Origin of the sequence: Bacillus sp. FSL E2-8887 (genome assembly GCF_038007205.1) — a bacterium.
GTDB lineage: Bacteria > Bacillota > Bacilli > Bacillales > Bacillaceae_G > Bacillus_A > Bacillus_A mycoides.
Genome location: NZ_JBBOWS010000001.1, coordinates 5,193,431 through 5,214,569 on the forward strand (window position 1 = coordinate 5,193,431; position 21,139 = coordinate 5,214,569).

Here is a 21,139-nt window from a genome sequence, read left to right on the forward strand (position 1 = left end):
TGGCTTTTTTGCTACTTAAAATAAAATAATCCAATCCATATATGGAAGGAGCAAGACACCAAATGACTAGAGAGTTCTCTTTAGAAAACACTCGTAATATTGGTATCATGGCTCACATCGATGCTGGTAAAACAACAGCAACTGAGCGTATTCTGTATTACACAGGACGTATTCATAAAATCGGTGAAACTCATGAAGGTGCATCTCAGATGGACTGGATGGAGCAAGAGCAAGAACGTGGTATCACAATTACTTCTGCTGCAACTACAGCACAATGGAAAGGTCACCGTGTAAATATCATTGACACTCCAGGACACGTAGATTTCACAGTAGAAGTAGAACGTTCTTTACGCGTACTTGATGGCGCAGTAGCAGTACTTGATGCACAATCTGGTGTAGAACCACAAACAGAAACTGTTTGGCGTCAGGCTACTACTTATGGTGTACCTCGTATCGTATTCGTTAACAAAATGGATAAGATTGGTGCAGATTTCTTATACTCTGTAGGAACAATCCACGATCGTTTACAAGCAAACGCACATCCAATTCAGTTACCAATCGGTGCTGAAGACGAGTTCAATGGTATTATTGACCTTGTTGAAGAGTGTGCTTACATGTACAGTAACGATTTAGGAACAGACATCGAGCGTGTTGAAATTCCTGAAGAGCACAAAGAATTAGCTGAAGAATACCGTGGAAAACTTATTGAAGCGGTAGCTGAGCTTGATGAAGAAATGATGATGAAGTACCTAGAAGGTGAAGAAATCACTGTAGAAGAGCTTAAAGCTGGTATCCGTAAGGCTACAACTTCTGTTGAATTCTTCCCAGTAATCTGTGGTTCTGCATTCAAAAATAAAGGTGTTCAAATTCTGTTAGACGCAGTTATTGACTACCTACCATCTCCATTAGATGTACCCGCTATTAAAGGTACTCTTCCGGATACGGAGGAAGCTATCGAACGTAAGTCTAGCGATGAAGAACCATTCGCAGCTCTAGCATTCAAAATCATGACTGACCCTTATGTTGGTAAGTTAACGTTCTTCCGTGTATATTCTGGTGTGTTAAACTCTGGATCATACGTGAAAAACTCAACTAAAGGTAAGCGTGAGCGTGTAGGTCGTATCCTACAAATGCACGCTAACAGCCGTGAAGAGATTTCAACAGTTTACGCTGGTGATATCGCTGCTGCTGTAGGTTTAAAAGATACTACTACTGGTGATACTCTTTGTGATGAGAAGAGTCTTGTTATCCTTGAGTCTATGGAATTCCCAGAACCAGTTATCTCTGTAGCTATCGAACCAAAATCTAAAGCTGACCAAGATAAAATGGGTACAGCATTATCTAAGCTTTCTGAAGAAGATCCAACATTCCGTGCTCACACTGACCAAGAAACTGGCCAAACAATCATCGCTGGTATGGGTGAACTTCACCTTGATATCATCGTTGACCGTATGCGCCGTGAATTCAAAGTGGAAGCAAACGTTGGTGCTCCTCAGGTAGCATACCGTGAGACTTTCCGCGCTGCTGCGAAAGTTGAAGGTAAGTTCGCTCGTCAATCTGGTGGTCGTGGACAATTCGGTCACGTTTGGATTGAGTTTGAACCTAATGAAGAAGGTAAAGGATTCGAATTCCAAAACAAGGTTGTCGGTGGTGTAGTTCCACGTGAATACATCCCAGCTGTTGGAGCGGGTCTTGAAGACGCACTTAAAAATGGTGTACTAGCTGGTTATCCACTAGTTGATATTAAAGCTGCGTTAGTTGACGGATCTTACCATGATGTCGATTCATCTGAGATGGCGTTCAAAATCGCTGCATCTATGGCGCTTAAAGCTGCGGTTTCTAAATGTAGCCCAGTAATTCTTGAGCCAATGATGAAAGTTGAAGTTGTAATTCCTGAAGAGTACATGGGTGACATTATGGGCGACGTAACATCTCGTCGTGGACGTGTAGAAGGTATGGAAGCTCGCGGTAACGCACAAGTTGTTCGCGCTATGGTTCCACTTTCTGAAATGTTCGGTTATGCAACAGCATTACGTTCTAACACTCAAGGACGCGGAACATTCTCAATGACATTTGATCATTATGAAGAAGTACCGAAGTCTGTTTCTGAAGAAATTATTAAAAAAAATAAAGGTGAATAATTGATTTTTATCGATTGTTCAAGTATAACTACTTATGTAAGCTTAGAAAGTGAGACGCAAGTTTCACTTTCTAGTCTAAATATAAAATAACCTATATAAACTAAGGAGGAATTTAGAATGGCTAAAGCTAAATTCGAACGTTCTAAACCCCATGTTAACATCGGTACAATCGGCCACGTTGACCATGGTAAAACTACATTAACTGCTGCGATCACTACAGTTCTTGCAAAAGCTGGTGGTGCTGAAGCACGCGGATACGATCAAATTGACGCTGCTCCAGAAGAAAGAGAGCGCGGAATCACAATCTCAACTGCACACGTTGAGTACGAAACTGAAACTCGTCACTATGCACACGTTGACTGCCCAGGTCATGCTGACTATGTTAAAAACATGATCACTGGTGCTGCTCAAATGGACGGCGGTATCTTAGTAGTATCTGCTGCTGATGGTCCAATGCCTCAAACACGTGAGCACATCCTTCTTTCTCGTCAAGTAGGTGTTCCTTACATCGTTGTATTCTTAAACAAATGCGACATGGTAGATGACGAAGAATTATTAGAATTAGTAGAAATGGAAGTTCGCGACCTATTATCTGAATACGGATTCCCAGGCGACGATATTCCTGTAATTAAAGGTTCTGCTCTTAAAGCTCTTCAAGGAGAAGCTGAGTGGGAAGAAAAAATCATCGAATTAATGACTGAAGTTGATGCTTACATCCCAACTCCAGAACGTGAAACTGACAAACCATTCTTAATGCCTATCGAGGATGTATTCTCTATCACAGGTCGTGGTACAGTTGCAACTGGTCGTGTTGAGCGTGGAATCGTTAAAGTTGGTGACGTAGTAGAAATCATCGGTCTTGCTGAAGAGAATGCTACTACAACTGTAACTGGTGTAGAAATGTTCCGTAAGCTTCTTGACCAAGCTCAAGCTGGAGACAACATCGGTGCTTTACTTCGTGGGGTTGCTCGTGAAGACATCCAACGTGGACAAGTTCTTGCTAAAACTGGCTCTGTAAAAGCACACGCTAAATTCAAAGCTGAGGTTTTCGTATTATCTAAAGAAGAAGGTGGACGTCATACTCCATTCTTCGCTAACTACCGTCCACAGTTCTACTTCCGTACAACTGACGTAACTGGTATCATCCAATTACCAGAAGGTACTGAAATGGTAATGCCTGGTGACAACATCGAAATGACTATCGAACTTATCGCTCCAATCGCTATCGAAGAGGGAACAAAATTCTCTATTCGTGAAGGTGGACGTACAGTAGGTTACGGTGTAGTTGCTACAATCGTTGCTGAGTAGTCTTTAATTAGATTATTAAAAACTCAAGGGATTCTCCCTTGAGTTTTTTTATTGCTTATTACTATAGAAGAAAGAGATGCGTTTTCTATTTTTGGATGAGTTTCTTCTATAGTATGTAAAACGAAAACAACACCCAAAAACTGTAAGGTGAATAAGAGTAGATGAAAACTTGATATTCTTTAAAGTGCCATGTATAATAGCAAAAGTAGAGAAAAGCAGATGCGAACAAAAAGATGCTTGCATCTAGACGAATAACATTGTATAATAGACAATGTTGGTCTTTGACTGCGATGAAGTGGAAGGTTGCTGACACACCCGGCCGCTTTGCCATGGCATGGTGTGGGGAAATTTCCATGGAGAAGGTCTATTTTAGAAATAGGCGAACGAAGGAGGGAAAATAATGGCAAAAGAAAAAATTCGTATCCGTTTAAAAGCTTATGATCACCGTATTCTTGATCAATCAGCTGAGAAAATTGTAGAAACAGCTAAGCGTTCTGGGGCAACAGTTTCTGGTCCAATCCCATTACCAACTGAGAAGACTATTTACACAATTCTTCGTGCTGTTCATAAGTACAAAGATTCTCGTGAACAATTCGAAATGCGCACGCACAAACGTCTAATCGACATCGTGAGTCCTACTCCGCAAACAGTAGATTCATTAATGCGTTTAGATTTACCATCTGGTGTAGATATCGAAATCAAATTATAATTCATATAACTTAAAAATGTAGGAGGTGTAACTCATGACCAAAGGAATCTTAGGAAGAAAGATCGGTATGACTCAAGTATTTGCTGAGAACGGTGAGTTAATCCCAGTAACGGTAATCGCTGCTAATCCAAACGTTGTTCTTCAAAAGAAAACAACTGAAACTGATGGCTACAACGCAATTCAGTTAGGATTTGAAGATAAACGTGAAAAGTTAACTAACAAACCTGAACAAGGCCACACTGCTAAAGCATCTACAACTCCTAAGCGCTTCATTCGCGAAATCCGCGATGCAGACGTGGACGGATTAGAGGTTGGTCAAGAGGTAAAAGTTGAAGTTTTCGCTGCAGGTGAAATCGTTGACGTAACAGGAATTTCTAAAGGTAAAGGTTTCCAAGGTGTTATTAAACGCCACGGACAATCTCGCGGACCTATGTCTCATGGTTCTCGCTATCACCGTCGTCCAGGTTCAATGGGGCCAGTTGCTCCGAACCGTGTATTCAAAGGCAAAAAACTTGCTGGACGTATGGGTGGAGACCAAGTTACTATCCAAAACTTAGAAATCGTTCAAGTTGACACTGAGCGCAACTTATTACTAGTAAAAGGTAACGTTCCAGGTGCTAAGAAATCTCTTGTAGTTGTTCAAGGCGCTGTGAAGGTTAGCAAATAATTCACAATAGGAAGGAGGAATTCCAATGCCAAAAGTTACTGTATATAACCAAACTGGTTCACAGGTTGGTGAAATCGAATTAGCTGAAGCTATTTTCGGTATCGAACCAAATGAAGCTGTACTATTTGAAGCTGTAATGATGCAACGTGCATCTTTACGTCAAGGTACACACAAAGTAAAAACTCGCTCTGAAGTTCGCGGTGGTGGTCGTAAACCATGGCGTCAAAAAGGAACTGGACGTGCTCGTCAAGGTTCTATCCGCTCTCCTCAATGGCGTGGTGGTGGTACGGTATTCGGACCTACACCAAGAAGCTATGCGTACAAACTTCCTAAGAAAGTTCGTCGTTTAGCAATCAAATCTGCATTAGCTACTAAAGTAGTTGAGAACAACATTGTAGTTCTTGAGGACCTAGTGTTAAATGCACCAAAAACAAAAGACATGGTAGCAGTACTTAAAGGATTAACTGTTGAGAAGAAAGCTCTTATCGTAACTGCTGATGCAAACGAATCTGTAGAGTTATCTGCTCGCAATATCCCTGGAGTAACAGTAATCACTGCTGATGGCGTAAACGTGCTAGATGTGCTTCATCATGATAAGCTAATCATGACAAAAGCGGCAGTGGAAAAAGTAGAGGAGGTGCTTGCATAATGAGAGATCCTCGTGATATCATTAAGCGCCCAGTTATCACTGAACGTTCTATGGAAATGATGGCTGAAAAAAAATACACGTTCGACGTGGACGTTAAATCTAATAAAACAGAGGTTAAAGACGCTATAGAAGCGATCTTTGGTGTTAATGTAGACAAAGTAAATATCATGAACTACAAGCCGAAAGCAAAACGTGTTGGTCGTCACGCTGGTTTTACTAGCCGTCGTCGTAAAGCAATCGTTAAGCTAACTGCTGACAGCAAAGAAATCGAAATCTTCCAAGGCGTTTAATTCTTACTAAAGAAGGAGGGAAATTGAGATGGGAATTAAAAAGTATAATCCAACTACTAACGGTCGTCGTAACATGACTACGAATGATTTCGCTGAAATCACGACCGACAGACCGGAAAAGTCTTTACTTGCTCCTTTAAGCAAAAAGGCTGGTCGTAATAACCAAGGTAAAATTACTGTACGTCATCAAGGTGGCGGACATAAGCGTCAATACCGTATCATCGACTTTAAGCGTAACAAAGATGGAATTCCAGGACGCGTTGCTACGATCGAATATGATCCAAACCGCTCTGCGAATATCGCATTAATTAATTACGTTGACGGTGAAAAACGTTACATTCTTGCTCCTAAAACTTTAGAAGTAGGTATGGAAGTTATGTCTGGTCCTGAATCTGACATTAAAATCGGTAACGCATTACCATTAATCAACATTCCAGTAGGTACTGTTGTTCATAACATCGAGCTTAAGCCTGGTCGTGGCGGACAATTAGTTCGTTCTGCTGGTACATCTGCTCAAGTACTTGGTAAAGAAGGAAAATACGTACTTGTACGTTTAACTTCTGGTGAAGTACGTTTAGTATTATCTGCTTGTCGCGCTTCAATCGGTCAAGTTGGTAACGAACAACACGAACTTATCAAAATCGGTAAAGCAGGTCGCTCTCGCTGGTTAGGTAAGCGCCCAACAGTTCGTGGTTCTGTAATGAACCCGGTTGATCACCCACACGGTGGTGGTGAAGGTCGCTCTCCAATCGGACGTAAGTCTCCAATGTCTCCATGGGGTAAACCAACTCTTGGATTCAAGACTCGTAAGAAAAACAAAGCGTCTGATAAATTTATCGTTCGTCGTCGTAAAAAATAATGGGATTGTAGTACGGTTCGCTTCAAGAACCGTACGCCAATCACGAAGGGAGGCACCAAAATGGCTCGTAGCTTAAAAAAAGGACCATTTGTCGATGATCACTTAATGAACAAAATGGAAAAATTAGTTGCATCTGAGCAAAAACAAGTTGTTAAAACTTGGTCTCGCCGTTCAACAATCTTCCCTCAGTTCATCGGACATACAATTGCTGTATATGATGGTCGTAAACACGTACCTGTGTACATCACTGAGGATATGGTTGGCCATAAGTTAGGTGAATTCGCACCAACTCGTACGTATAAAGGTCACCTTGCTGACGATAAGAAAACTAGAAGATAATGAGAGGAGGCACTTCAATGCAAGCTAAAGCAGTAGTGAGAACAGTTCGTATTGCTCCTCGTAAGGTTCGTTTAGTAGTAGACTTAATCCGAGGTAAGCAAGTGGGTGAAGCGATTGCTATCCTTAACCACACACCAAAAACTGCTTCTCCAGTTGTAGAAAAAGTTTTAAAATCTGCAATCGCAAATGCAGAGCACAATTATGAGATGGATATTAACAACCTAGTTGTTGAAAAAGTCTTCGTTGACGAAGGTCCAACGTTGAAACGTTTCCGTCCACGTGCAATGGGTCGTGCAAGCCAAATTAACAAACGCACAAGCCACATCACAGTTGTGGTATCAGAAAAGAAGGAGGGATAATCGATGGGTCAGAAGGTTAATCCAATTGGTCTTCGTGTCGGTATTATCCGCGACTGGGAATCTCGTTGGTTCGCTGAGAAAGATTATGCTACGTTATTACATGAAGACATCAAAATCCGTGAGTACATTACTGTACGCTTAAAAGATTCTGCTGTTGCTAAAGTAGAAATCGAACGTGCAGCAAATCGTGTAAATGTTACAATTCACACTGCAAAACCTGGTATGGTAATTGGTAAAGGTGGTACTGAAGTTGAAGCACTTCGTAAAGCTCTTAATCAATTAACAGGCAAGCGTGTACACATTAACATTTTAGAAGTTAAGAGAGCTGATCTTAACGCTAAATTAGTAGGCGAAAACATCGCTCGTCAATTAGAAAACCGTGTATCATTCCGTCGTGCACAAAAGCAAGTTATTCAACGTGCTATGCGTGCAGGAGCAAAAGGTATTAAAACACAGGTTTCTGGTCGTCTTGGCGGAGCTGATATCGCTCGTGCAGAATCTTACAGTGAAGGAACTGTTCCACTTCATACACTTCGCGCTGATATTGACTATGCAGCAGTTGAAGCTGATACAACATACGGTAAATTAGGCGTAAAAGTATGGATCTACCGTGGAGAAGTCCTTCCTACAAAAAAGAAAGCTTCTGAGGAAGGAGGAAAATAATATGTTAATGCCTAAACGCGTAAAATATCGTAGAGAGCATCGTGGTAAAATGCGTGGTCGTGCAAAAGGTGGAACTGAAATCGCTTTTGGTGAATTCGGTTTACAAGCACTAGCTGCTTCATGGATTACAAACCGTCAAATCGAAGCTGCTCGTCGTGCAATGACTCGTCACATGAAACGTGGCGGTAAAGTATGGATTAAAATTTTCCCTTCTAAACCTTACACTGCAAAACCTCTAGAAGTACGTATGGGTTCCGGTAAAGGGGCACCAGAAGGCTGGGTAGCAGTAGTAAAACCTGGGAAAATTATGTTTGAAATTGCGGGTGTATCTGAAGAGGTAGCACGCGAAGCATTACGTCTTGCAGCTCACAAGTTACCTGTGAAATGTAAATTCGTAAAACGTGAAGAAAATGGTGGTGAATCTAATGAAAACTAATGATATTCGTGAATTAACCACTGCCGAAATCGAAACAAAAGTTAAAGCTTTAAAGGAAGAGTTGTTTAATCTTCGCTTCCAACTTGCTACAGGACAATTAGAGAACCCAACTCGCATCCGTGAAGTACGTAAAGCGATTGCTCGTATGAAAACTGTAGTTTGTGAAAGAGAGATCGGAATTAATCGATAAATTGAGGGGAGGTTTGCATAGTGAGCGAACGTAACCAACGCAAAGTTTATACTGGTCGTGTTGTTTCTGACAAAATGGACAAAACGATTACAGTTTTAGTTGAAACTTACAAAACTCATTCCTTATACGGAAAACGTGTTAAGTATTCTAAAAAGTATAAAGCCCATGATGAGCAAAACCAAGCGAAACTTGGCGATATCGTTAAAATCATGGAAACTCGCCCGCTTTCTGCTACTAAGCGTTTCCGTTTAGTTGAAATCGTTGAAGAAGCGGTTGTTATCTAAATAGACGAATCGGAATTTTTAGTCCGAAGGGAGGTTTCATAACATGATCCAACAAGAATCTCGTTTGAAAGTTGCTGACAACTCTGGTGCCCGCGAACTTTTAACAATTAAAGTATTAGGCGGCTCTGGTCGTAAATATGCTTATATTGGTGATATTATCGTTGCTACGGTAAAACAAGCAACACCAGGTGGCGTTGTTAAAAAAGGTGACGTTGTTAAGGCAGTAGTGGTACGTACGAAGAGCGGAGCTCGTCGTCCGGACGGTTCTTACATTAAATTTGATGAAAACGCAGCGGTTATCATCAAAGACGATAAGAGCCCACGTGGTACTCGTATCTTCGGACCAGTAGCTCGTGAATTACGTGATAGCAACTTCATGAAGATCGTTTCTTTAGCTCCAGAAGTTCTATAATTTAAGGTATTGCCTTGCTAAGGAGGTGCAGAATTAAGATGCATGTAAAAAAAGGTGATAAAGTTCAGGTAATCACTGGTAAAGACAAAGGAAAACAAGGTGTTATCCTTGTGGCTTTCCCAAAGCAAAACCGTGTTATCGTTGAGGGTGTTAACATCGTTAAAAAACACTCTAAGCCATCTCAATTAAATCCACAAGGTGGAATTATTACGAAAGAAGCACCTATTCACGTTTCTAATGTTATGGTATTAGATCCGAAAACAGGCGAACCTACTCGCGTAGGCTTCAAAGTAGAAGATGGTAAAAAAGTGCGTATTGCAAAAAAATCTGGTGAATTATTAGATAAATAATTTTCTTAAGAAAGGAGGTCACTTCATTGAATCGCCTTAAAGAGAAGTTCCAAAAGGAAATTACTCCTGCTCTAATGAGCAAGTTTAACTATAAATCTGTGATGGAAGTACCGAAAATCGAAAAGATCGTAATCAACACTGGTGTTGGTGACGCGGTATCTAACTCAAAAGCTTTAGACAATGCAGTAGAAGAATTAACTCAAATCGCAGGTCAAAAACCTGTTGTAACTCGCGCTAAAAAATCAATCGCTGGTTTCCGTCTTCGTGAAGGTATGCCAATCGGTGCGAAAGTAACTTTACGCGGTCAGCAAATGTATGAGTTCTTCGACAAATTAGTATCAGTTTCTTTACCACGTGTACGTGATTTCCGTGGTGTTTCTAAGAAATCATTTGATGGTCGTGGGAACTACACATTAGGTGTTAAAGAGCAACTAATTTTCCCTGAGATTGATTATGATAAAGTAAGTAAAGTCCGAGGTATGGACATCGTAATCGTTACTACAGCGAAAACTGATGAAGAAGCTCGTGAACTTTTAACACAATTCGGTATGCCATTCCAAAAATAATGGAAGCCAACGCTAAGTAGAGGAGGCGAAAACGTGGCTAAAAAATCTATGATCGCGAAACAAAAGCGTACTCCTAAGTTTAAAGTACAAGAGTATACACGTTGCGAACGCTGCGGTCGTCCGCATTCTGTATACCGCAAATTTAAGCTTTGCCGTATTTGTTTCCGTGAACTTGCATATAAAGGTCAAATTCCTGGTGTTAAAAAAGCTAGTTGGTAAAACCCACAAATGGGAAGGAGGTAAAACACATGGTGATGACAGATCCAATTGCAGACATGCTTACTCGCATCCGTAATGCGAATATGGTACGTCATGAGAAATTAGAGGTTCCTGCTTCTAAAATCAAAAAAGAGATCGCTGATCTTTTAAAGCGTGAAGGTTTCATTCGTGATGTAGAATACATCGGGGATAACAAACAAGGTATCCTTCGTATTTTCCTGAAATATGGTGCAAACAATGAACGTGTAATCACTGGATTAAAGCGTATCAGTAAACCTGGCTTACGCGTTTACGCAAAAGCTGATGAAGTACCTCGTGTACTTAACGGATTAGGTATCGCTCTTGTTTCTACATCTAAGGGAGTAATGACAGACAAAGATGCTCGTCAATTACAAACTGGTGGAGAAGTAGTAGCATACGTTTGGTAATATATATTTAAAACGAACGGAGGTGTGACCACATGTCTCGTATTGGTAAAAAGATTCTTGAAATCCCTGCAGGTGTTACTATTACAGTTGCAGAAGACAATACTGTAACAGTAAAAGGCCCTAAAGGTGAATTAACTCGTACTTTCAAAACTGATATGTCTATCAAAATTGAAGAAAATACACTAACAGTTGAGCGTCCATCTGAACAGAAGGAACACCGTGCATTACACGGTACAACTCGTGCTTTAATCGGAAACATGGTTGAAGGTGTAACTACAGGTTTTGCACGCGGACTTGAATTAGTCGGTGTTGGTTACCGTGCTCAAAAACAAGGTGATAAACTTGTTTTAAGCGTAGGTTATTCTCATCCAGTAGAAATGACTCCAGAAGCAGGACTTGAAGTTGAAGTACCTGTACCAACTAAAATCGTAATTAAAGGTATCGACAAGCAACGTGTTGGCGAATTTGCTGCTAACATCCGTGCTGTACGTGCTCCTGAGCCATATAAAGGTAAAGGTATTCGTTACGAAGGCGAAGTTGTTCGTCGTAAAGAAGGTAAAACTGCTAAGTAAACCCGTTAGGTGAAAGAAAGGAGTGACAAGAATGATCACTAAAGCTGCTAAAAATGCGACTCGTAAGAAAAGACATGCACGTGTACGTGCTAAACTTACTGGTACTGCAGAACGTCCACGTTTAAACGTGTACCGTTCTAACCAACATATTTACGCTCAAGTTATTGATGATGTAAATGGTGTAACATTAGTAAGTGCATCTACTCTTGATAAAGACCTTGCTCTTAACGGTACTAGCAATACTGAAGCTGCTACGAAAGTTGGAGAATCAGTTGCTAAGCGTGCTGTAGAGAAAGGCGTTAAAGAAGTAGTATTTGATCGCGGTGGTTACTTATACCATGGCCGTGTTAAAGCTCTAGCTGAAGCTGCTCGTGAGGCTGGATTACAATTTTAATGGTCAAAGGAGGGAAAATTGATGCAACGCATTGACCCAAGTAAATTAGAACTTGAAGAACGTGTAGTTACGATAAATCGTGTCGCGAAAGTTGTTAAGGGTGGTCGTCGTTTCCGCTTTGCTGCACTAGTTGTAGTTGGCGATAAAAACGGTCATGTTGGATTCGGTACTGGTAAAGCACAAGAGGTACCAGACGCAATCCGTAAAGCTATCGAAGACGCTAAGAAAAACCTAATCGCAGTACCATTAGTTGGTACAACAATTCCACATACAATCAACGGTCATTTTGGAGCTGGTGAAGTATTCTTAAAACCTGCTGCTGAGGGTACTGGTGTTATTGCTGGTGGACCTGTTCGTGCGGTACTAGAATTAGCTGGTGTACAAGATATTCTTTCGAAATCTCTTGGTACTAACACACCAATCAACATGATTCGCGCTACTGTGAACGGATTAAGCGAACTTAAGCGCGCTGAAGATGTTGCAAAATTACGCGGTAAATCTGTAGAAGAGCTACTAGGTTAAGGAGGGAAAACAAATGGCGAAAAAGTTAGAAATTACCCTCACTCGTAGTGTAATTGGTCGTCCACAAGATCAACGTGCGACGGTAGAAGCTTTAGGTCTTAAAAAGTTGAATTCAACTGTAGTTAAGGAAGAAACTCCTGCTATTCTTGGTATGATCAACAAAGTTTCTCACCTTATAACTGTAAAAGAAGCTTAAGGATAACTCATTAATATAAGGAGGTGCCTGGGAATGAAACTTCATGAATTAAAACCTGCAGAAGGTTCTCGTAAAGTACGTAACCGTGTCGGTCGTGGTATCGGTTCTGGTAACGGTAAAACTGCTGGTAGAGGTCATAAAGGACAAAACGCACGTTCTGGCGGCGGTGTTCGTCTTGGCTTCGAAGGTGGTCAAACTCCACTATTCCGTCGTTTACCAAAACGCGGCTTCACAAACATTAACCGTAAAGAGTTTACTATTGTAAACTTATCAACGTTAAATCGTTTTGAAGATGGTACAGAAGTAACACCTGAATTATTGCTGGAAACTGGCGTTATCAGCAAGTTAAACGACGGTGTTAAAATTCTTGCAAGCGGAGCAGTAGAGAAAAAATTAACTGTTAAAGCGCACAAGTTCTCTTCAAGTGCTAAAGAAGCAATTGAAGCAGCTGGCGGATCAGTTGAGGTGATCTAATGTTTCGTACAATCTCCAACTTTATGCGCGTTGCTGAGATAAGACGTAAAATATTATTCACTTTAGCGATGTTAGTCGTATTCAGGATTGGCACGTTTATCCCAGTGCCATTTACAAATGGAGACGTACTGAAAGCACAAGATCAATTAAATGCCTTAGGTATCCTAAATACATTTGGCGGTGGCGCCTTGAAGAACTTCTCCATCTTCGCGATGGGAATCATGCCGTATATTACAGCATCCATCATCGTGCAATTATTGCAGATGGATGTTGTTCCTAAATTTTCGGAATGGTCGAAGCAAGGCGAAATGGGCCGTCGTAAACTAACGCAATTCACGCGTTACTTTACAATTGTTCTTGCGTTTATTCAGGGGTTTGGTATGTCAATCGGTTTTAACGGTATGGTAGGTGGGCAATTAATTTTGAATCCAGGTTGGAGCACTTATTTATACATTGCTACGGTACTGACTGCTGGTACTGCATTTTTAATGTGGTTAGGTGAACAGATTACATCTAAAGGTGTAGGTAATGGTATTTCCATTCTTATCTTTGGTGGTATTGCCGCAGCGATCCCAAGTGTTATATCTCAAGTGTATCAACAACAGTTTCAAAATATAGGAGATCAATTGTTCATGAGTATCGTTAAAGTTGCATTGATTTTACTAGCTGTGCTAGCAGTTATTGTTGGTGTTATTTTCATTCAACAGGCTGTTAGAAAGATCCCAATTCAATACGCGAAGCGTGTAACAGGAGGGAATGGGAATCATGCTGGAGCACAAAACACTCATTTACCACTTAAGGTAAATAGTGCGGGTGTTATTCCAGTCATTTTTGCTGTTTCATTCTTAATTACGCCTCCAACTATTGCACAGTTCTTCCCGAAACATGATGTATCGCAGTGGATTATTGCAAACTTTAACTATTCTCACCCAGTGGGAATGATCATATATGTTGCGCTCATTGTAGCCTTCACATACTTCTATGCATTTGTTCAGGTTAATCCAGAGCAAATGTCAGAGAATCTAAACAAGCAAGGTGGATATGTTCCAGGTATTCGTCCGGGTAAGAATACAGAACAATATCTAACAAAAATCTTGTATCGTTTGACCTTTGTGGGATCAATTTTCCTAGCAGCGATTGCAATCTTACCAGTTATCTTTACGAAATTGGGAAATCTTCCTCCATCTGCACAGATTGGTGGAACGAGTATGTTAATCGTTGTCGGCGTTGCTTTAGAAACAATGAAGCAGCTAGAAAGCCAATTGGTAAAACGCCATTACAAAGGGTTTATCAAGCAGTGAGTAAGTGGGAAGAACTGTCTTCCCTACATGCTCATGTACTGAGGGGGAACAAGGATGAACTTGATTTTAATGGGGCTTCCTGGTGCTGGTAAAGGTACACAAGCCGAACAGATTGTTGCCAAGTATAACATCCCTCACATCTCAACAGGAGATATGTTCCGTGCAGCTATGAAGGCTGAAACTGAACTTGGTTTACAAGCAAAATCTTTTATTGATAAAGGTGCGCTTGTTCCAGATGAAGTTACAATTGGAATTGTTCGTGAACGTTTAAGCCAAGAAGACTGTATTAAAGGCTTCTTATTAGATGGTTTCCCACGAACTGTTGCACAAGCATCAGCTCTTGAAGAGATTATGAAAGATCTTGGCAAAAAAATCGACTATGTTTTAAACATTAATGTGGATTCAGGATTGTTATTAACACGCCTTACAGGCCGTCGCATTTGTAAAGAATGCGGTGCAACTTACCACTTAGAATTCAATCCGCCAGCAAAAGCTGATGTGTGCGATAAATGTGGTGGCGAATTATATCAACGCTCTGATGACAATGAAGAAACTGTAGCAAATCGTTTAGATGTAAATATTAAGCAAACAAAACCTTTGCTTGATTTCTACGAGGAGCTTGGCTACTTACAAAGCATTAATGGTGAGCAAGATATCAATAAAGTATTTGCTGATATCGATGTTCTCATCGGAGGCTTAGCGTAATGATCATCTGCAAAACTCCTCGCGAGATAGAAATCATGCGAGAAGCTGGCAGGATCGTTGCTTTAACTCATCAAGAGTTGAAACAACATATTACTCCAGGAATTACAACGAAAGAGCTCGATCAAATAGCGGAAAAGACGATTCGAAAATATGGTGCTACGCCATCTTTTAAAGGATACAACGGATTTCCGGGGAGCATTTGTGCTTCTGTAAATGAAGAGCTTGTACACGGGATTCCAGGGAAGCGTAAGCTCGAAGAGGGCGATATCATCAGTATCGATATTGGTGCGAAATACAATGGGTACCATGGAGATTCTGCATGGACGTATCCAGTTGGAAACATTTCTGAATCTGTTCAAAAGCTACTTGATGTCACAGAAAAATCGTTGTATCTTGGTCTAGAACAAGTAAAACCAGGCGAAAGATTATCAAATATCTCGCATGCGGTTCAAACACATGCTGAAGAGAATGGGTTCTCGATCGTTAGGGAGTATGTTGGTCACGGAATCGGGCAAGACTTACATGAGGACCCTCAAATCCCGCACTATGGTCCACCAAATAGAGGCCCTAGATTAAAGCCGGGAATGGTCATCTGTGTTGAGCCGATGGTGAATCAAGGAAGACGATATGTAAAAACACTATCTGATGACTGGACAGTGGTAACGGTAGATGGTAAATGGTGTGCCCATTTTGAGCACACGATTGCTCTTACAGAAGCAGGATACGAAATCCTTACCACTTTATAAGTAGCTGGCTCTCCGGGATTTCAGAGCAGTGTAAAATGTTACTGATTTGAAGAAGGGAGAACTATTGAATGGCTAAAGATGATGTAATTGAAGTCGAAGGTACCGTTCTTGAAACGTTGCCAAATGCTATGTTCAAAGTAGAATTAGAGAATGGGCATGTCGTATTGGCTCACGTTTCTGGTAAAATCCGTATGAACTTCATTCGTATTTTACCAGGAGACAAAGTTACGGTAGAATTATCTCCGTACGATTTAAATCGTGGTCGTATTACGTACCGTTTTAAATAATATAGCACTCCGTAATCTTTAAGGAGGTTCGAGACATGAAAGTAAGACCGTCAGTTAAACCAATCTGCGAAAAATGTAAAGTTATTCGTAGACGTGGAAAAGTAATGGTTATTTGTGAAAACCCTAAACATAAACAAAAACAAGGTTAATCAGAAGGAGGTGCATTCAGAATGGCACGTATCGCAGGTGTAGATATTCCTCGTGACAAGCGCGTTGTTATTTCTTTAACTTACGTATTCGGCATTGGTCGCACAACTGCTGAAAAAATTATTACAGAAGCTGGTATTTCTTCGGAAACACGAGTTCGTGATTTATCGGAAGATGAATTAGGACGTATCCGTGATATCATCGATCGTATTAAAGTTGAGGGAGACCTTCGTCGTGAAGTATCTCTTAACATTAAACGTCTAATGGAGATCGGTTCTTACCGTGGTCTTCGTCACCGTCGTGGTTTACCAGTTCGTGGTCAAAACTCTAAAAACAATGCTCGTACACGTAAAGGTCCACGTCGTACAGTAGCAAATAAAAAGAAATAATAAGTAAAGGAGGTTGAACTAACAATGGCACGTAAAACAAACACTCGTAAAAAACGTGTGAAAAAGAATATTGAAGCTGGTATAGCTCATATTCGTTCTACTTTCAACAACACAATCGTAACACTTACAGATACTCATGGTAACGCACTTTCTTGGTCTAGTGCTGGTGCACTTGGTTTCCGTGGATCTCGTAAATCTACTCCATTCGCTGCGCAAATGGCTGCTGAAGCTGCTTCTAAAGTTGCAATGGAGCATGGTTTAAAAACTTTAGAGGTTACTGTTAAAGGTCCTGGTGCTGGTCGTGAAGCTGCAATTCGTGCTCTTCAAGCGGCAGGTCTAGAAGTAACAGCAATTAGAGATGTTACTCCAGTTCCTCATAATGGATGTCGTCCACCAAAACGTCGTCGTGTGTAATTTTTCTGTATAGAATTTTCCCTTTTGTCTATAATGGATATGATGCATTATCGAGAAATTTCGTACAGAAACATCGCTTGTTGTGCACAATCGGGAACTGCCTAAGGGGGACTTTCGGTTAAACAGAGGTTCTTCCTTTGTTTAACCGGGGTTTCGACGTTTTGAAGGAGGGTTTAGTTAATGATTGAAATCGAAAAACCGAAAATCGAAACGGTTGAACTTAACGAAGATGCTAAGTATGGCAAATTCGTGATTGAACCGCTTGAGCGTGGATATGGTACTACTTTGGGTAACTCCTTACGTCGTATTCTTTTATCCTCACTCCCTGGTGCCGCTGTAACTGCTATCCAAATCGATGGCGTTTTACACGAATTTTCAACAGTTGAGGGCGTAGTAGAAGACGTTACGACGATGATCTTAAACTTGAAAAAGTTAGCTCTTAAAATCTACTCTGAAGAAGAGAAGACGTTGGAAATCGATGTACAGGGCGAAGGTATTGTCACAGCTGCTGATATTACTCACGATAGTGATGTTGAAATCTTAAATCCAGATTTACACATTGCGACGTTAGCAAAAAATGCGCATTTCCGCATGCGTTTAACTGCAAAGCGTGGCCGTGGGTATACGCCAGCTGATGCAAATAAAAGCGAAGATCAACCAATAGGAGTAATTCCTATTGATTCTATTTATACTCCAGTATCACGTGTGACTTACCAAGTGGAAAAGACACGTGTCGGACAAGTGGCTAATTATGATAAGCTTACGCTTGATGTATGGACGGATGGAAGCATCGGGCCAAAAGAAGCTATCTCTTTAGGTGCCAAAATCTTAACTGAGCATTTAAATATCTTTGTTGGTTTAACTGACGAAGCACAAAATGCTGAGATTATGGTCGAGAAGGAAGAAGATCAAAAAGAAAAAGTTCTTGAGATGACTATCGAAGAACTAGATCTTTCTGTTCGTTCTTATAATTGCCTAAAACGTGCAGGAATTAATACTGTACAAGAGCTTGCGAACAAAACAGAAGAAGATATGATGAAAGTTCGTAACTTAGGACGTAAATCCTTAGAAGAAGTTAAACATAAACTTGAGGAATTAGGTTTAGGTTTACGTAAAGACGACTGAGGATTTAAACCCATCAACAAAGGAGGGAACTACGAATGGCATACAGAAAATTAGGCCGTACAAGTGCGCAACGTAAAGCTATGTTACGTGATTTAGCTACTGATTTAATTATCAACGAGCGCATCCAAACGACAGAAACTCGTGCAAAAGAACTTCGTTCTGTAGTGGAAAAAATGATCACTTTAGGTAAACGCGGAGATCTTCATGCTCGTCGTCAAGCAGCAGCTTTCATCCGTAATGAGGTTGCTAACGCTGAGACTGGTCAAGATGCACTTCAAAAATTATTCGCTGATGTAGCTCCACGCTATGCTGAGCGCCAAGGCGGATACACTCGTATTGCAAAAATTGGTCCACGTCGCGGAGACGCAGCACCAATGGTAATTATCGAGTTAGTATAATGATGATTAAAAGGGCAGGACAGTTCTTTTCAAGTAACTGGTCATGGCCCTTTTTTTTTAAGTATAAAAATAGGCTAACTTGACGAAAGAAAGGGTGCCTTGTATTGAAAAAAGAGAAACTTCGGACAGAAAATATATCATTTCAATATCCTGGGGCAGCCTCTTATGCATTAAAAGATGTTTCGTTTTCCTTATATGAAGGAGAATGGGTATCTGTTATTGGACAAAATGGTTCAGGGAAGTCTACACTTGCAAAATTATTGAATGGCTTATTTTTACCGGAATCAGGGAAAATTACTTTAAATGATACAATGATTTTATCAGAGGAAACAGTATGGGATGTTCGAAAGCAAATTGGCATGGTATTTCAAAATCCAGATAATCAATTTGTTGGAACGACAGTACAAGATGACGTTGTATTCGGCCTAGAGAACATCGGAATGCCAAGGGAGCAGATGATAGAAAGACTAGAACAAGCTCTGCAACTTGTCCGTATGGAAGATTTTTTAAATGAAGAACCCCATTCGTTATCTGGTGGACAAAAGCAGCGAGTCGCAATAGCAGGTGTTTTAGCACTTCAACCATCTATTTTAATACTAGATGAAGCAACTTCAATGTTAGACCCTCAGGGGAGACGTGAAGTAGTAGAAACGGTCAGACAACTTGTTGATCAAAAGGGTATTACGGTGTTATCGATTACGCACGATTTAGAAGAAGCGGCACAGTCAGACCGTATTATTATTTTGAACAAGGGAGAAATATTAGAGGAAGGTACTCCAGAGCAAATTTTCAAATCCTCTCATATGCTCCAAGAGATTGGATTAGATGTACCTTTTTCGGTGAAAATAGCAGAATTATTAAAAAGAAATGGAATTCACTTGCAAAATACGCATCTTACAATGGAAAGCTTGGTGAACGAACTTTGGAGATTACATTCCAAAAAGTAGAACATCGTTATCAATATAAAACTCCATTTGAAAGACGCGCACTTTATGATGTAGACGTGTCGTTTCCAAGTGGGGGCTATTATGCCATTATCGGTCATACTGGTTCAGGTAAGTCGACGATGATTCAACATTTAAATGGTTTATTGCAGCCGACAAATGGTACGGTTCAAATTGGTGAACATTTAATTTCAGCAGGGAAGAAAGAGAAAAAGCTTAAGCCGCTACGAAAAAAAGTAGGGGTTGTCTTTCAGTTTCCAGAACATCAACTATTTGAAGAAACAGTTGAAAAGGATATTTGTTTTGGACCGACTAATTTTGGTGTATCTGAAGAAGAGGCAAAACAAAAGGCGAAAGATGCAATCCAGCTTGTTGGATTGGACATAGAGTTATTAGCACGTTCTCCGTTTGAATTAAGCGGTGGGCAAATGAGGCGTGTTGCAATAGCAGGCGTACTAGCGATGGAACCCGAAGTGCTTGTATTAGATGAACCTACAGCAGGGCTTGATCCAAAAGGACAGCACGAGCTCATGGAGATGTTTTACAATTTGCATAAGGAACAGGGGCTTACAGTCATTCTTGTTACCCATAATATGGAGGATGCCGCTAAGTATGCAGATCAAATAGTGGTCATGCATAAAGGAACGGTCTTTTTGCAAGGAAGAGCAGAGGAAGTATTTTCATATGCTGATGAATTAGAACAAATCGGTGTGGATCTTCCAATGTCTTTAAAGTATAAACGTGCAATTGAAGAGAAGTTTGGTATTTCAATTTCGAAGGCTACCTTATCTTTAGAGGATCTTACTCATGAAGTTGTACAGGTGTTACGAAAAGGTGGTCATGAATCATGCAGCAGTTGATTATTGGGAGATATATTCCAGGTCAGTCACTCATTCATCAACTTGATCCTCGTACGAAGCTGTTGATTGTCTTTTTATATGTATTTGTTGTTTTCTTAGCAAATAATGCGATTTCATATGGATTTTTATTTTTATATGCACTCATTGCTTTATTTTTTGCAAAAGTGCCGATTCGTTATGTACTTTCGGGCTTAAAACCAATTCTGTGGATTTTTCTTTTTACATTTTTCCTGCATATTTTTACAAATAAAGAAGGGGAAGTACTATTCCAGCTTGGTTGGTTTTCGATACATGAAAAAGGATTAGAGCAAGGGATATACATTTCTATACGATTCTTCGTTATTATTTTAATGACGACATTATTAACGTTAACGACGACACCTATTGAAATTACAGATGGGTTGGAGACGTTATTAAAGCCGTTCAAGCGTATAAAAGTTCCTGTTCATGAAATCGCATTAATGATGTCAATTTCACTACGTTTTATCCCGACATTAATGGATGAAACGAGTAAAATTATGAAAGCACAAGCGTCACGTGGCATTGATTTCGCCGGGGGACCGATAAAAGATAGGATGAAAGCTATTATCTCACTACTCGTTCCATTATTTATCAGTGCTTTTAAGCGTGCAGAGGACTTAGCGATTGCGATGGAATCTCGTGGATATAAAAGTGGCGAAGGACGTACTAAATTTAGGCAACTACGCTGGAAAATAAGTGATACAGTAACAATTGTAAGCTTACTTTGTTTAGCTTGTATTTTGGCATGGGTGCGGTCGTAATGGAGAATAGAGAA

35 protein-coding genes are annotated in these 21,139 nt (G+C 40.4%); all 35 read left to right on the forward strand.

Features of this window, described 5'->3' with window-relative positions; translation table 11 throughout:
* The first annotated feature begins 62 nt into the window (after window positions 1-62).
* On the forward strand, window positions 63-2,141 hold the full coding sequence (gene fusA, locus NSQ08_RS26770) for an elongation factor G (RefSeq protein ID WP_002139943.1): 2,079 nt from the start codon (window positions 63-65) through the stop codon (window positions 2,139-2,141).
* Between the two features lie 117 nt (window positions 2,142-2,258).
* On the forward strand, window positions 2,259-3,449 hold the full coding sequence (tuf, locus tag NSQ08_RS26775; protein ID WP_002009778.1) for an elongation factor Tu: 1,191 nt from the start codon (window positions 2,259-2,261) through the stop codon (window positions 3,447-3,449).
* A gap of 400 nt (window positions 3,450-3,849) precedes the next feature.
* Entirely contained in the window at window positions 3,850-4,158 is a 309-nt protein-coding gene (gene rpsJ / locus NSQ08_RS26780; protein ID WP_001040595.1) for a 30S ribosomal protein S10, read from the forward strand.
* A gap of 34 nt (window positions 4,159-4,192) precedes the next feature.
* Complete coding sequence (gene rplC / locus NSQ08_RS26785) at window positions 4,193-4,825, forward strand: 50S ribosomal protein L3 (RefSeq protein WP_000160209.1); 633 nt, start codon at window positions 4,193-4,195, stop codon at window positions 4,823-4,825.
* A gap of 25 nt (window positions 4,826-4,850) precedes the next feature.
* A complete protein-coding gene (gene rplD / locus NSQ08_RS26790) occupies window positions 4,851-5,474 on the forward strand; it encodes a 50S ribosomal protein L4 (protein ID WP_001127261.1) in 624 nt (207 codons plus the stop codon).
* Entirely contained in the window at window positions 5,474-5,764 is a 291-nt protein-coding gene (gene rplW, locus NSQ08_RS26795) for a 50S ribosomal protein L23 (protein WP_001205557.1), read from the forward strand. The genes rplD and rplW overlap by 1 nt, the downstream gene beginning before the upstream one ends.
* 28 nt (window positions 5,765-5,792) lie before the next feature.
* Window positions 5,793-6,623, forward strand: coding sequence for a 50S ribosomal protein L2 (gene rplB / locus NSQ08_RS26800; RefSeq protein WP_002063418.1), 831 nt, complete (start codon window positions 5,793-5,795; stop codon window positions 6,621-6,623).
* A 60-nt stretch (window positions 6,624-6,683) separates the two neighbouring features.
* The gene (gene rpsS, locus NSQ08_RS26805; protein WP_000124452.1) at window positions 6,684-6,962 is read left to right on the forward strand and encodes a 30S ribosomal protein S19; all 279 of its coding nucleotides are present in this window, start codon (window positions 6,684-6,686) and stop codon (window positions 6,960-6,962) included.
* Window positions 6,963-6,979: 17 nt separating this feature from the next.
* Window positions 6,980-7,321 (forward strand): 50S ribosomal protein L22, encoded by a 342-nt coding sequence (gene rplV / locus NSQ08_RS26810; RefSeq protein ID WP_002009773.1) that lies wholly within the window; start codon window positions 6,980-6,982, stop codon window positions 7,319-7,321.
* A 3-nt stretch (window positions 7,322-7,324) separates the two neighbouring features.
* A complete protein-coding gene (gene rpsC / locus NSQ08_RS26815; protein ID WP_002009771.1) occupies window positions 7,325-7,984 on the forward strand; it encodes a 30S ribosomal protein S3 in 660 nt (219 codons plus the stop codon).
* 1 nt (window position 7,985) lies between these two features.
* A complete protein-coding gene (gene rplP / locus NSQ08_RS26820) occupies window positions 7,986-8,420 on the forward strand; it encodes a 50S ribosomal protein L16 (protein ID WP_002063419.1) in 435 nt (144 codons plus the stop codon).
* Window positions 8,410-8,610, forward strand: coding sequence for a 50S ribosomal protein L29 (rpmC, locus tag NSQ08_RS26825; RefSeq protein ID WP_002091523.1), 201 nt, complete (start codon window positions 8,410-8,412; stop codon window positions 8,608-8,610). Before rplP ends, rpmC begins: the two co-directional genes overlap by 11 nt.
* Before the next feature lie 20 nt (window positions 8,611-8,630).
* Complete coding sequence (rpsQ, locus tag NSQ08_RS26830) at window positions 8,631-8,894, forward strand: 30S ribosomal protein S17 (protein WP_002091526.1); 264 nt, start codon at window positions 8,631-8,633, stop codon at window positions 8,892-8,894.
* A 43-nt stretch (window positions 8,895-8,937) separates the two neighbouring features.
* The gene (rplN, locus tag NSQ08_RS26835; RefSeq protein ID WP_002063420.1) at window positions 8,938-9,306 is read left to right on the forward strand and encodes a 50S ribosomal protein L14; all 369 of its coding nucleotides are present in this window, start codon (window positions 8,938-8,940) and stop codon (window positions 9,304-9,306) included.
* A 38-nt stretch (window positions 9,307-9,344) separates the two neighbouring features.
* On the forward strand, window positions 9,345-9,656 hold the full coding sequence (gene rplX, locus NSQ08_RS26840; RefSeq protein WP_000558201.1) for a 50S ribosomal protein L24: 312 nt from the start codon (window positions 9,345-9,347) through the stop codon (window positions 9,654-9,656).
* Between the two features lie 26 nt (window positions 9,657-9,682).
* The gene (gene rplE, locus NSQ08_RS26845; protein ID WP_002091528.1) at window positions 9,683-10,222 is read left to right on the forward strand and encodes a 50S ribosomal protein L5; all 540 of its coding nucleotides are present in this window, start codon (window positions 9,683-9,685) and stop codon (window positions 10,220-10,222) included.
* A gap of 33 nt (window positions 10,223-10,255) precedes the next feature.
* The gene (gene rpsN, locus NSQ08_RS26850; RefSeq protein ID WP_001085700.1) at window positions 10,256-10,441 is read left to right on the forward strand and encodes a 30S ribosomal protein S14; all 186 of its coding nucleotides are present in this window, start codon (window positions 10,256-10,258) and stop codon (window positions 10,439-10,441) included.
* A 29-nt stretch (window positions 10,442-10,470) separates the two neighbouring features.
* Window positions 10,471-10,869, forward strand: a complete 399-nt coding sequence (rpsH, locus tag NSQ08_RS26855; RefSeq protein WP_002091529.1) for a 30S ribosomal protein S8 — start codon at window positions 10,471-10,473, stop codon at window positions 10,867-10,869.
* A 32-nt stretch (window positions 10,870-10,901) separates the two neighbouring features.
* Window positions 10,902-11,441 (forward strand): 50S ribosomal protein L6, encoded by a 540-nt coding sequence (gene rplF, locus NSQ08_RS26860; RefSeq protein WP_002063425.1) that lies wholly within the window; start codon window positions 10,902-10,904, stop codon window positions 11,439-11,441.
* 31 nt (window positions 11,442-11,472) lie between these two features.
* Window positions 11,473-11,835 carry a 50S ribosomal protein L18 gene (rplR, locus tag NSQ08_RS26865; protein ID WP_002009761.1) on the forward strand — a complete coding sequence of 121 codons (363 nt, stop codon included), beginning with the start codon at window positions 11,473-11,475 and terminating at the stop codon, window positions 11,833-11,835.
* A 21-nt stretch (window positions 11,836-11,856) separates the two neighbouring features.
* Window positions 11,857-12,357: a 30S ribosomal protein S5 gene (gene rpsE / locus NSQ08_RS26870; RefSeq protein WP_002063426.1), complete on the forward strand. Its 501-nt coding sequence runs from the start codon at window positions 11,857-11,859 to the stop codon at window positions 12,355-12,357.
* Between the two features lie 13 nt (window positions 12,358-12,370).
* On the forward strand, window positions 12,371-12,553 hold the full coding sequence (gene rpmD, locus NSQ08_RS26875) for a 50S ribosomal protein L30 (RefSeq protein ID WP_001085231.1): 183 nt from the start codon (window positions 12,371-12,373) through the stop codon (window positions 12,551-12,553).
* A 33-nt stretch (window positions 12,554-12,586) separates the two neighbouring features.
* Complete coding sequence (gene rplO / locus NSQ08_RS26880) at window positions 12,587-13,027, forward strand: 50S ribosomal protein L15 (protein WP_002009754.1); 441 nt, start codon at window positions 12,587-12,589, stop codon at window positions 13,025-13,027.
* Window positions 13,027-14,328, forward strand: a complete 1,302-nt coding sequence (secY, locus tag NSQ08_RS26885; RefSeq protein ID WP_002091534.1) for a preprotein translocase subunit SecY — start codon at window positions 13,027-13,029, stop codon at window positions 14,326-14,328. Before rplO ends, secY begins: the two co-directional genes overlap by 1 nt.
* 54 nt (window positions 14,329-14,382) lie before the next feature.
* Window positions 14,383-15,033, forward strand: a complete 651-nt coding sequence (locus NSQ08_RS26890) for an adenylate kinase (RefSeq protein ID WP_002063428.1) — start codon at window positions 14,383-14,385, stop codon at window positions 15,031-15,033.
* A complete protein-coding gene (gene map / locus NSQ08_RS26895; RefSeq protein WP_000582542.1) occupies window positions 15,033-15,779 on the forward strand; it encodes a type I methionyl aminopeptidase in 747 nt (248 codons plus the stop codon). Before NSQ08_RS26890 ends, map begins: the two co-directional genes overlap by 1 nt.
* A gap of 68 nt (window positions 15,780-15,847) precedes the next feature.
* Window positions 15,848-16,066 (forward strand): translation initiation factor IF-1, encoded by a 219-nt coding sequence (gene infA / locus NSQ08_RS26900; RefSeq protein WP_001029884.1) that lies wholly within the window; start codon window positions 15,848-15,850, stop codon window positions 16,064-16,066.
* A gap of 35 nt (window positions 16,067-16,101) precedes the next feature.
* Window positions 16,102-16,215, forward strand: a complete 114-nt coding sequence (gene rpmJ, locus NSQ08_RS26905; protein WP_000868344.1) for a 50S ribosomal protein L36 — start codon at window positions 16,102-16,104, stop codon at window positions 16,213-16,215.
* Between the two features lie 21 nt (window positions 16,216-16,236).
* A complete protein-coding gene (rpsM, locus tag NSQ08_RS26910; RefSeq protein WP_002063431.1) occupies window positions 16,237-16,602 on the forward strand; it encodes a 30S ribosomal protein S13 in 366 nt (121 codons plus the stop codon).
* Window positions 16,603-16,626: 24 nt separating this feature from the next.
* The gene (gene rpsK / locus NSQ08_RS26915; RefSeq protein WP_002009745.1) at window positions 16,627-17,016 is read left to right on the forward strand and encodes a 30S ribosomal protein S11; all 390 of its coding nucleotides are present in this window, start codon (window positions 16,627-16,629) and stop codon (window positions 17,014-17,016) included.
* 180 nt (window positions 17,017-17,196) lie between these two features.
* On the forward strand, window positions 17,197-18,141 hold the full coding sequence (locus NSQ08_RS26920) for a DNA-directed RNA polymerase subunit alpha (RefSeq protein WP_002009743.1): 945 nt from the start codon (window positions 17,197-17,199) through the stop codon (window positions 18,139-18,141).
* Window positions 18,142-18,176: 35 nt separating this feature from the next.
* Window positions 18,177-18,539 carry a 50S ribosomal protein L17 gene (rplQ, locus tag NSQ08_RS26925; protein WP_000331490.1) on the forward strand — a complete coding sequence of 121 codons (363 nt, stop codon included), beginning with the start codon at window positions 18,177-18,179 and terminating at the stop codon, window positions 18,537-18,539.
* Window positions 18,540-18,643: 104 nt separating this feature from the next.
* Window positions 18,644-19,486 (forward strand): energy-coupling factor ABC transporter ATP-binding protein, encoded by an 843-nt coding sequence (locus NSQ08_RS26930; RefSeq protein WP_002029339.1) that lies wholly within the window; start codon window positions 18,644-18,646, stop codon window positions 19,484-19,486.
* Window positions 19,462-20,343 carry an energy-coupling factor ABC transporter ATP-binding protein gene (locus NSQ08_RS26935; protein ID WP_002124690.1) on the forward strand — a complete coding sequence of 294 codons (882 nt, stop codon included), beginning with the start codon at window positions 19,462-19,464 and terminating at the stop codon, window positions 20,341-20,343. Before NSQ08_RS26930 ends, NSQ08_RS26935 begins: the two co-directional genes overlap by 25 nt.
* Window positions 20,331-21,125, forward strand: coding sequence for an energy-coupling factor transporter transmembrane component T family protein (locus NSQ08_RS26940; protein ID WP_002124692.1), 795 nt, complete (start codon window positions 20,331-20,333; stop codon window positions 21,123-21,125). Before NSQ08_RS26935 ends, NSQ08_RS26940 begins: the two co-directional genes overlap by 13 nt.
* Window positions 21,126-21,139 lie beyond the last annotated feature (14 nt).

Excerpts from the sequence above, each read along its gene's own strand:
- fusA (WP_002139943.1), top strand. The coding sequence starts at position 63 with ATGACTAGAGAGTTCTCTTTAGAAAACACTCGTAATATTGGTATCATG.
- tuf (WP_002009778.1), top strand. The coding sequence starts at position 2,259 with ATGGCTAAAGCTAAATTCGAACGTTCTAAACCCCATGTTAACATCGGT.
- rpsJ (WP_001040595.1), top strand. The coding sequence starts at position 3,850 with ATGGCAAAAGAAAAAATTCGTATCCGTTTAAAAGCTTATGATCACCGT.
- rplC (WP_000160209.1), top strand. The coding sequence starts at position 4,193 with ATGACCAAAGGAATCTTAGGAAGAAAGATCGGTATGACTCAAGTATTT.
- rplD (WP_001127261.1), top strand. The coding sequence starts at position 4,851 with ATGCCAAAAGTTACTGTATATAACCAAACTGGTTCACAGGTTGGTGAA.
- rplW (WP_001205557.1), top strand. The coding sequence starts at position 5,474 with ATGAGAGATCCTCGTGATATCATTAAGCGCCCAGTTATCACTGAACGT.
- rplB (WP_002063418.1), top strand. The coding sequence starts at position 5,793 with ATGGGAATTAAAAAGTATAATCCAACTACTAACGGTCGTCGTAACATG.
- rpsS (WP_000124452.1), top strand. The coding sequence starts at position 6,684 with ATGGCTCGTAGCTTAAAAAAAGGACCATTTGTCGATGATCACTTAATG.
- rplV (WP_002009773.1), top strand. The coding sequence starts at position 6,980 with ATGCAAGCTAAAGCAGTAGTGAGAACAGTTCGTATTGCTCCTCGTAAG.
- rpsC (WP_002009771.1), top strand. The coding sequence starts at position 7,325 with ATGGGTCAGAAGGTTAATCCAATTGGTCTTCGTGTCGGTATTATCCGC.
- rplP (WP_002063419.1), top strand. The coding sequence starts at position 7,986 with ATGTTAATGCCTAAACGCGTAAAATATCGTAGAGAGCATCGTGGTAAA.
- rpmC (WP_002091523.1), top strand. The coding sequence starts at position 8,410 with ATGAAAACTAATGATATTCGTGAATTAACCACTGCCGAAATCGAAACA.
- rplN (WP_002063420.1), top strand. The coding sequence starts at position 8,938 with ATGATCCAACAAGAATCTCGTTTGAAAGTTGCTGACAACTCTGGTGCC.
- rplX (WP_000558201.1), top strand. The coding sequence starts at position 9,345 with ATGCATGTAAAAAAAGGTGATAAAGTTCAGGTAATCACTGGTAAAGAC.
- rpsH (WP_002091529.1), top strand. The coding sequence starts at position 10,471 with ATGGTGATGACAGATCCAATTGCAGACATGCTTACTCGCATCCGTAAT.
- rplF (WP_002063425.1), top strand. The coding sequence starts at position 10,902 with ATGTCTCGTATTGGTAAAAAGATTCTTGAAATCCCTGCAGGTGTTACT.
- rplR (WP_002009761.1), top strand. The coding sequence starts at position 11,473 with ATGATCACTAAAGCTGCTAAAAATGCGACTCGTAAGAAAAGACATGCA.
- rpsE (WP_002063426.1), top strand. The coding sequence starts at position 11,857 with ATGCAACGCATTGACCCAAGTAAATTAGAACTTGAAGAACGTGTAGTT.
- rpmD (WP_001085231.1), top strand. The coding sequence starts at position 12,371 with ATGGCGAAAAAGTTAGAAATTACCCTCACTCGTAGTGTAATTGGTCGT.
- rplO (WP_002009754.1), top strand. The coding sequence starts at position 12,587 with ATGAAACTTCATGAATTAAAACCTGCAGAAGGTTCTCGTAAAGTACGT.
- secY (WP_002091534.1), top strand. The coding sequence starts at position 13,027 with ATGTTTCGTACAATCTCCAACTTTATGCGCGTTGCTGAGATAAGACGT.
- NSQ08_RS26890 (WP_002063428.1), top strand. The coding sequence starts at position 14,383 with ATGAACTTGATTTTAATGGGGCTTCCTGGTGCTGGTAAAGGTACACAA.
- map (WP_000582542.1), top strand. The coding sequence starts at position 15,033 with ATGATCATCTGCAAAACTCCTCGCGAGATAGAAATCATGCGAGAAGCT.
- infA (WP_001029884.1), top strand. The coding sequence starts at position 15,848 with ATGGCTAAAGATGATGTAATTGAAGTCGAAGGTACCGTTCTTGAAACG.
- rpmJ (WP_000868344.1), top strand. The coding sequence starts at position 16,102 with ATGAAAGTAAGACCGTCAGTTAAACCAATCTGCGAAAAATGTAAAGTT.
- rpsM (WP_002063431.1), top strand. The coding sequence starts at position 16,237 with ATGGCACGTATCGCAGGTGTAGATATTCCTCGTGACAAGCGCGTTGTT.
- rpsK (WP_002009745.1), top strand. The coding sequence starts at position 16,627 with ATGGCACGTAAAACAAACACTCGTAAAAAACGTGTGAAAAAGAATATT.
- NSQ08_RS26920 (WP_002009743.1), top strand. The coding sequence starts at position 17,197 with ATGATTGAAATCGAAAAACCGAAAATCGAAACGGTTGAACTTAACGAA.
- rplQ (WP_000331490.1), top strand. The coding sequence starts at position 18,177 with ATGGCATACAGAAAATTAGGCCGTACAAGTGCGCAACGTAAAGCTATG.
- NSQ08_RS26940 (WP_002124692.1), top strand. The coding sequence starts at position 20,331 with ATGCAGCAGTTGATTATTGGGAGATATATTCCAGGTCAGTCACTCATT.